This is a genomic window from Burkholderia sp. LFS061, assembly GCF_047978125.1.
Taxonomy (GTDB): domain Bacteria; phylum Pseudomonadota; class Gammaproteobacteria; order Burkholderiales; family Burkholderiaceae; genus Burkholderia; species Burkholderia pyrrocinia_C.
Genome location: NZ_JBFPFS010000147.1, coordinates 1 through 494, shown reverse-complemented (window position 1 = coordinate 494; position 494 = coordinate 1). Strand labels below are relative to the sequence as shown.

Sequence of the window (494 nt, the reverse complement as noted above, 5' to 3'; positions counted from 1 at the left end):
GATGGAGAACCGTTCGGGCTTGGTGGTCGGTGCCGTGGTGAGCCATGCCGACGGCTTCGCCGAACGCGCCAATGCGTTGCGCCTGCTCGGTTGCGTGCCTGGGCGTCATGCTTCGACAGACCGTGTATCGCGGCGTCAAACGGGTCGACCAGCACTCAAGTTGACGATGCTGGCAAGCAACCTGACTCGAATTGCGCGAATGCTGACGGTGGTACCGCAAGGAGCGATGCAATGACTTGCCCGAGCAGCGCGGCAACGCGCCGGCAATCCCGCTCGCCAGCGAAGCAGCCACGACGATCTATCGGCAACTCGGCGGCCAATCGCATACGAAATCCATTTAATCAGTGCCCCGGGCATCAAAACGCGGCGCTGGTCAACAGCCTGCTAGGGATGATGTTCAAAACTGGCGAAGGCCCGCATGTTCAACAGGTCGGTTGCCGTGGACAATCAGGACATGAAACAGACCGACCTGAACCTTGGCCTGACGATCCGGC

General features: G+C 60.7%; 1 pseudogene. It reads left to right on the top strand.

The window, feature by feature from the left end:
* A pseudogene (locus ACNQQL_RS36095) lies at positions 1-235 on the top strand (IS5/IS1182 family transposase); the annotation flags it as partial.
* Positions 236-494: the final 259 nt, after the last annotated feature.